Genomic DNA, 6,911 nt, shown 5'->3' on the forward strand with positions numbered 1-6,911 from the left:
GGCCCCCACCGCGCTGTTCCCCCTCAGAAGGCCACCGCCCCCGGCGTATGGCGTCCCGGTTGTCCCAGAGCTATGTGAACAACCCTGGCAGCAGCGAACTCTCAGGCCCTGCCAGGCTCTCGACGTATGCGGAAACCTGTCGGGACTTCGGATGCTCCCCGCGCACCAAGTCCCTCTTGAGCTCCAAGAATTGATCACCCCCACGTCCGGAGCGAGAGACGCGGCCACTGGCCGTCCACAACGCCGGAACCATAGATCATCTTTTGTCGCCTGGTGTCCCACCATGCGAAAGCACGGTCAATCTAGACCATCTGGGGCCGCCTGGAGATAGGTCTGTGTGGACTTTGTGCTGAACATTTGCAGGCGGGTCCACAGATCGGCAACCGCCTGCGGGTGCCTTGGTGACGGAAAACGTGCGGTGCGCCCGGTGACGGCGGGGAGTTCTCCGAGCCGACGGCACCGGCGACCCGAGGCATCCCGGCACTGATCGACGACACCCGGGAACAGGTCTTCACAGCTCTGTTCGCGCAGGCAGACGCCGAGGACGACCTCGGATCGGGTCGTCGACGTCGACTCCGAGATCGTGCGCGCCGACCAGCACGCCTGCGAACCCCAGAGCAAACCGGCCCCGGCCGTGTCGGGTGCCCAATCGGCCAACCCGCATGCCTGTGTGACGTGCTCCTTGCGAGCCGTCCGACCTCACCGCGCCACAAGATCACGTCGAAGACCGCGCAGCGAACCGTCCCCGAAGCCGTCGACACCGTCCAGCAGACCCTCACCCGGATCGAGCGAAGCCGACCGACAGGACCTCGCGGTGCTACGTGTCGAAGGTGCCGTACTCCTTGGTGTTCGGCCGGGTGTTGGTCGCTTCGTCGCGGCGGTGGAACGTGCCGTGCTCCACGAAGCCGAGGGCCACCGCGTCGATCTCGCCGCGGTCCGGGCGGACGACCGCCGCACACAGCCCGCTGCGGTCACTCGGCTGACGACTCAGTGGCAGGTCGACCACGCCGCCTTCGGGAACCGAAACCTGACGGAGGTCGACTTCGTGTACGTGTGGGCCGACGGCATGCACCTCAACGTCCGCTTGGGAGGAGGCCAGAGCCTGCGTTCTGACGCTCATCGGGGTCCGCGCGAGCGACTCCAAGGAACTCGTCGCTCTGAAGGACGGTTATCGCGAGTCGGGCGAGTCTTGGGCTGACCTGCTGCGGGACTGCGTCCGCCGGGGCATGCGCGCTCCCGTCCTACCGGTCGGGGACGGCGCCCTGGGCTTCTGGAAGGCCCTGGGTTTCTGGAAGGCCCTGGCCGAGGTGTTCCCCCAAACCCGCGAGCAGGGGTGCCGGGCTCACAAAACAGCCAATGCGCTCGACTCTCCGCCGAAGTCGCGCAGCCCGGCGCGAAGGCAATCCAGGACATCTACAACGCCGAGCACGGCGACCACGCCAAGGCGGCGGTCAAGGCGTTCGCCCAGCCCTACGGGGCGAAGTTCCCCAAGGCCGTCAAGAAGATCACCGCCGACCAGGAGCACCTGCTGGCGTTCTTCGACTTTCCCCCGAGCCCTGGATCCGTCTGCGGACCACGAATCCGATCGAGTTCACGTTCTCCACCGTCCGGTTGCGGACCAAGACCACCCGAGGCGCCGGCTTCGAGCGCGGCCAGCTCGTTGAGCGTCCCGACGACGCGGCAGGAGGTGACCCTCAAGCCGCGTAGTTCGCTGTCATTACTCGATCCAACGGGCAGCGGCCTCGTAGGTGGTGGCTGGGGTGCTGTTGAACGCGATGGCCGCATGTGGTGCGTGCCGCCGAACCAGGTTGATCACCTGCTCAAGGAGTTCAACTTGATCGTCTGAGTGCCGCAGGCCACCGCCGATGGTGACGCACTCCCACGGATGCGCTCGCAGCGCATTGCCGACGACCGCCTCCACATCGTCACTTCCGTCGAGGCCGATGAGGCAGGTCTCCACGCCCACGCCATGTTCGGCGAACGTGTTCAGTCCCGCCTCGATCGCCTTGGCTACCGGCTCGGGATCCCACGGTCCAGGCACCCGGTACGGATCAAGCCCGATGACAAGGACTCGGGGTGAAGCAGTGCTGTCCATGTCTGGACGATACGCACCGAACGACCCACGAATCAGGCGATGATGCTCAAGCCGCGGACACACTGATCCACAGGTCTTGACTATTCCTCGACGTCGCGTACTGGCGGAGTGACGTCACCCGCCCCTCGTACGCCGTGATCCGCCAGCCAATGCGTTGCTGGATGCCGCCGTCACTGTGGGGCCGACGCACTCCCCCACCGGAGGTGAGCATGGCTCCTCGCACTCCCGAGCGCGGTCGTCTCTACCGACGCTGCGGCGCCCGCCGGCCCGACGGTCGGCAGTTCGGCACGGCCTGCCTGAAACTCAAGGACCGATCCCGGCACGGCTCGGGGGCTTTCGCCGTCGACCTGCCGTCCGCTGACGGCAGACCCAGGCCCCACTGACACAGCGGCTTCCCCGCCCGCATGGCCGCCCACGCCGCCAGGAGCGCGTCCTGGGATGCGAGGGCACCGGCCTGTACGGCGACGAGGATCTCACTCTTGCCGACCGCAAGCACCGCCACCAGACCGACCCGGCATCCGCAGACCGGGCGACCTGAGACCGGCTGCCGCGCGCTCAAGGCTTGCATCACGCCGCCAGCACGTGTCACACGAACGTATCCAGCGGGCCTGCTGTTTCCGGCAGACCCGCTGGTGAACACCATCGGGACGACAGGATTTGAACCTGCGCGCCCTGGCTTCCGCCAGCCTCGTCGCCTCGCACACCACCTTTCGGTGATCCCCGGTTCAGGTCTTCATTCTGCGAGGTCAGGCGACCCCTGCCACCGACTCGATGGCCACGCGATGACTTCGACCACAGGTCCCGTACAAGTGGTTGATCCTGAGTGCAGTCGACGGGGCCCGGGGCAAACAGCCCATAAGGTCAGCCGGTGGCCGTTCATCCATACAGGCTCCGCCCCGACGCCGGAGCAAACCCCCGGATCACATCGAACCCGTACACCACTTCTCTGGACGCAACCGGCCATGTCGTCAACTCGCGCACGATGACCACCCTCCCTCGCCGTCGGCAGACATCCAGGCAGAACAGCCCCTGCAAGGTTTCCGCAAGGGGCGGGCAAGTCTTCCGTCCATCCGACAGGGCAGGCCCACTACACGACGGGCCGAAGGGAGCCCGCAGAGGCAACGGGGGACACATCATGTCGGCATTGCGGAAGAGTACGGAACTGTCCGTCGCGGGGCGCGAGTGGCTCACGCTGGTCGAGCTCAAGACGGTACTGATCGTGGTGCACACCCTCACATACGGGAAGCGACTGGTCGACGTCCTGTCGCTGTTGGAGGCTGACTTCAGGCTCCAGGTGGTGTTCACGGCACCACCGCACGCCTTTGGTGACGACGTCCCGCGCTACCTCCAGGGACTGGGCGCCGCGGTGCTGCCCTGGGAGGAGGCGGTGGGGATGTCGTTCGACCTGGCCCTGGCGGCAGGGCCGCGAGGGGTGGAGAAGATCTCCGCTCCCTTGATCACGCTGCCGCACGGAGCCGGATATCTGAAGCGCTTGGTCACGGGCGCACACACAGGGGTGGCGGGTATGCGCAGGCAGGACCTCGTCCCTGGCGGCCGGCTACCCGCTGCGGTGGCTGTCCCGCACCACGCCGAGCTAGCCGCCCTGGGGCACCATTGCCCGGAGGTGCTGCCGCTCACCCATGTGGTCGGCGATCCGGTGCACGACCGGATCGCGGCGAGTCTGCCGTTACGCGCCGAGTACCGCCGGGCGCTCGGGCTCTCGGACGGGGAGAAGCTCGTGGTGGTCGTCTCGACGTGGGGTGCGCGTTCGTCCTTCGGCCGGTTCGACGCGCTGCTGCCCAGGCTCATCACCGAATTGCCCGCCGATCGGTTCCGATCGGTCCTCCTCATCCACCCGAACGTCTGGTCGGGGCATGGGTCTTGGCAGGTCAAGGCCTGGCTGGCCCGCTGTGTCCAGCGGGGCATCGCGCTCGTACCGCCGACGGCGGACTGGCGCAGCGTACTGATCGCCGCGGACTGGATAATCGGCGACCACGGCTCGGTGACGCTATACGGCACCCTCACCGGGGCGCCGATCCTGCTGGCCAGTTCGCCGGAGCAGGAGATCAACCCGGCCTCGCCGGCCGCAGCGCTCGCCGTGACCGCGCCTGCACTGTCGCCCACCCACTCGCTCGTCGGCCAACTCCGTTACGCCGCCGCCGAATACCGTCCGAAGGAGTACGCGGCGATCGCCTCCCGTATCACCTCGGAACCCGGTCGATTCAACCGCAATATGCGTAGCCTCATGTACCGCCTGCTGCGTCTGGGCCAGCCCGCTCACGAGCCGGAAACGGTCCCTCTGCCGGAGCCGCCCTCGCTGGACACATGGGCGCGGGGCCGACAGGGGGTTCCTGCATGAGGCGCTTGGTCTCCGTCCAACTGGCCTGTCATCACAGAGGCGTTCAGCAGGAAATCGCACCCGCCCTGTCGCTCGGCCTCCATTCGCGTGGTCGAAGCTATGAGGTCCTGGCTCAGGTCGACCCTCTCAAGCCGGGCGCCGACGAACACTTCGCCGTGGATGCCGACGTGTGCCGGGAGTGGCGGTGGCGGGCCTGTGCCGATGTCCTGCACGCACGCTACCCACGCCCGTTCGCGGACGCGGCGCACTGGCTGGCGGAGATCACGGCCGCCCATCCGGCGTGCCGGGTGGCCGCAGCGCCGCTGTACGGCTGCGGCTGGGCGGTGACTGACGGGACAAACGTACTGCTGGTACCCCAAGTCCCTGCGAATCAGCCGCTGTTGGCGTCGTGCCTGCACGCCTGGCTCGTGGCTGGGCACACGCTGCCGGACATCGACGACGTCCACATACTGGGAGGCCGCGACGCTACGACTCCCTGAGCCGACGCGCGTCCGCCGGGCTGGTTGTCTCATACAGGGTGAGGGCGCGAGCGTGGAACTCCTCGGCGGCCGTGTCCTCGCCCCGCTCATGCGCTGTGTCGCCGAGCATCTCCAGGGTGCGGGCCTGCCAGTGGGCCGCGCCGGAAGCGGTGAACACCGTGAGGGCCTCCTCCATCCGGGCCGTGCCGGCAGCGTGGTCGCCGGTCAGAGCGCGAGCCCGGCCCAGAAAGGCGAGGGCCCGGGCCGCATCGTGAGGATCGGCCACCGCCAGGAGGTCCTCCCTGGCCCGGGTGAAACAGTCGAGGGCCCGCACATGGTCCTGCGTGGCAAGGGCGACCTCGCCGAGCAGGATTCTGGCGAGGCCGATCCCGCGCGGATAGCCGCACTCCTCCCAGGTCGCCACCGCACGATTCAGCTGCAGGACGGCCTCCGCGTGACGGCCCGCCTCGAAGTGGCAGCCGCCGAGACCGAGCAGAGCCTGCCCCTCGTCCCGTGCGTCACCCGCGCCGCGAGCCGCCGCGAGGGACTCGGTGTACCACTCAGCGGCATCGGCGATCCGGTGGGCGGCGCTCAGGCCGATGGCCCCGGAGTTGAGCATCTGCCGCTCGGCCTCGCGGTGCCCGTCGCTTCGGGCCGCGTCGAGGCCTATGCGGTGGGCCTCGACCCACAGGTCATAGTGGCGCAGGCGGAGGAACAACGGCCACATGGCGTCCGCGAGTTGCCAGGTCGTGGCGTGCCAGCCGTGCTCCGCGGACAGGCGCAGGACGGCCATGAGGTTCGTGCGCTGAGCATCCAGCCAGTCGAGCGCACCGCGGTCGTCGGTGAAAGACGCGGTCAGCTCGGAGGGGTGGGCGTAGGTGCGGGGCAGGGTGAACTGGATGGGTGTGATGAGGACTTGGGCCTCGGTCGCGGTCTGCAGGTACCAGTCGGCGACCCGGCGCAGGGCTCGCTCGCGATTTTCCGGGCTGTCAGTCGCCTCCGCGCGGTCGCGGGCGTGGACCCGTACGAGATCGTGGAAGCGGAAGGTGTCCGGGCCGATGTCCTCCAGCACATTGGCCTCCACGAGTTCGTCCAGTTGGCGGGCCGCTGCCTCCAAGGGCTCTGCGCAGGCCGCGGCTGCCGCACGTGAGTCGAAGGCGGGCAGCGGAAGCAGACCGAGGACCCGGTACAAACGGGCGGCCGCAGTGCTGAATACCGCGTACGACGCGTCCAGGGCCTTACGCACGGTGGCCTCCCCTTCGACTTCCAACGCGGCAAGGCGGCCGATGTCCGGTGTGAGCGCGTCCGCCAATGCGGCGACCGGCTGGCTGGGGCGTGCGGCGAGGCGGGCCGAGGCGAGGCAGACCGCGAGCGGCAGTCCCGCGCACAGTGCCACGACCCGGCGGACCGCGGGCAATTCGCCGGTGACGCGCTCCTCGCCAGCGCCGCGGATGAACAGTTCCACTCCGGCGGCCGGGCCGAGCGCCTGCAACTGGTGGAACTCCGCTCCGTCCATGCGCAGCCCCGTCAACCGGCGGCGGCTCGTCACGACGACCAGACCGCCGCCTTCGCCCGGTAAGAGCGGCAGTACCTGTGCCGCGGTGAAGACGTTGTCGAGCATGACCGCGACCCGTAGGGCGGCCGTGATGGACCGCCACAGCGAGGCCTGCTCCGCCAGGTCCATAGGGACGGCACCAGCACCCAGTGCCCGTAGGAACCGGCCCAGGATCTCGCCCGGGTGGGCTGGTCCGTCCGTGGTGTGCCCGCGCAGGTCGGCGTACAACTGCCCGTCGGGGTAGGCGGATTCATGCCGTCGCAGCCAGCGGGAGACCAGAGTGGTCTTGCCGATGCCGGCAGGACCGGTGACCACGATCAGCGGCAGCCCCGTGCTGGTGTCCGTGCTTGTGGCAAGCAGCCGGTCCAGAGCCGCCAGTTCATCGTGGCGATCCGTGAAGTGCGCTGGTACGGGGAGGAGTTGGCGGGGCGTCGGCGGTGGGGG

5 protein-coding genes and 1 pseudogene are annotated in these 6,911 nt (G+C 68.6%); 3 read left to right on the forward strand and 3 right to left on the reverse strand.

Translation table 11 applies throughout. From position 1 onward, the window contains the following. Positions 1-817 precede the first annotated feature (817 nt). Complete coding sequence (locus tag AC31A1_RS43410; protein WP_489658590.1) at positions 818-1,006, reverse strand: hypothetical protein; 189 nt, start codon at positions 1,004-1,006, stop codon at positions 818-820. Here AC31A1_RS43410 and AC31A1_RS43415 point away from each other — a divergent pair. Further along, a pseudogene (locus AC31A1_RS43415) lies at positions 965-1,707 on the forward strand (IS256 family transposase); the annotation flags it as partial. The gene AC31A1_RS43410 and the pseudogene AC31A1_RS43415 sit on opposite strands and share 42 nt — an antisense overlap. Before the next feature lie 10 nt (positions 1,708-1,717). Here AC31A1_RS43415 and AC31A1_RS43420 read toward each other — a convergent pair. Then, positions 1,718-2,095, reverse strand: coding sequence for a hypothetical protein (locus AC31A1_RS43420; RefSeq protein WP_489658586.1), 378 nt, complete (start codon positions 2,093-2,095; stop codon positions 1,718-1,720). Between the two features lie 1,135 nt (positions 2,096-3,230). Here AC31A1_RS43420 and AC31A1_RS43425 point away from each other — a divergent pair. Then, the gene (locus tag AC31A1_RS43425; RefSeq protein WP_489658587.1) at positions 3,231-4,454 is read left to right on the forward strand and encodes a hypothetical protein; all 1,224 of its coding nucleotides are present in this window, start codon (positions 3,231-3,233) and stop codon (positions 4,452-4,454) included. Then, entirely contained in the window at positions 4,451-4,933 is a 483-nt protein-coding gene (locus AC31A1_RS43430) for a hypothetical protein (RefSeq protein WP_489658588.1), read from the forward strand. The genes AC31A1_RS43425 and AC31A1_RS43430 overlap by 4 nt, the downstream gene beginning before the upstream one ends. Here AC31A1_RS43430 and AC31A1_RS43435 read toward each other — a convergent pair. After that, positions 4,920-6,911: tetratricopeptide repeat protein (locus AC31A1_RS43435; RefSeq protein ID WP_489658589.1), on the reverse strand; the 1,992-nt coding region annotated here is incomplete at its 5' end. The two genes, AC31A1_RS43430 and AC31A1_RS43435, sit on opposite strands and share 14 nt — an antisense overlap.

It is taken from the genome of Streptomyces sp. P5F9, from assembly GCF_057961495.1.

What these genes read in the sequence shown, in the direction of transcription:
- AC31A1_RS43420 (WP_489658586.1), bottom strand. Translation starts at nt 2,095, where the DNA reads ATGGACAGCACTGCTTCACCCCGAGTCCTTGTCATCGGGCTTGATCCG.
- AC31A1_RS43425 (WP_489658587.1), top strand. Translation starts at nt 3,231, where the DNA reads ATGTCGGCATTGCGGAAGAGTACGGAACTGTCCGTCGCGGGGCGCGAG.
- AC31A1_RS43430 (WP_489658588.1), top strand. Translation starts at nt 4,451, where the DNA reads ATGAGGCGCTTGGTCTCCGTCCAACTGGCCTGTCATCACAGAGGCGTT.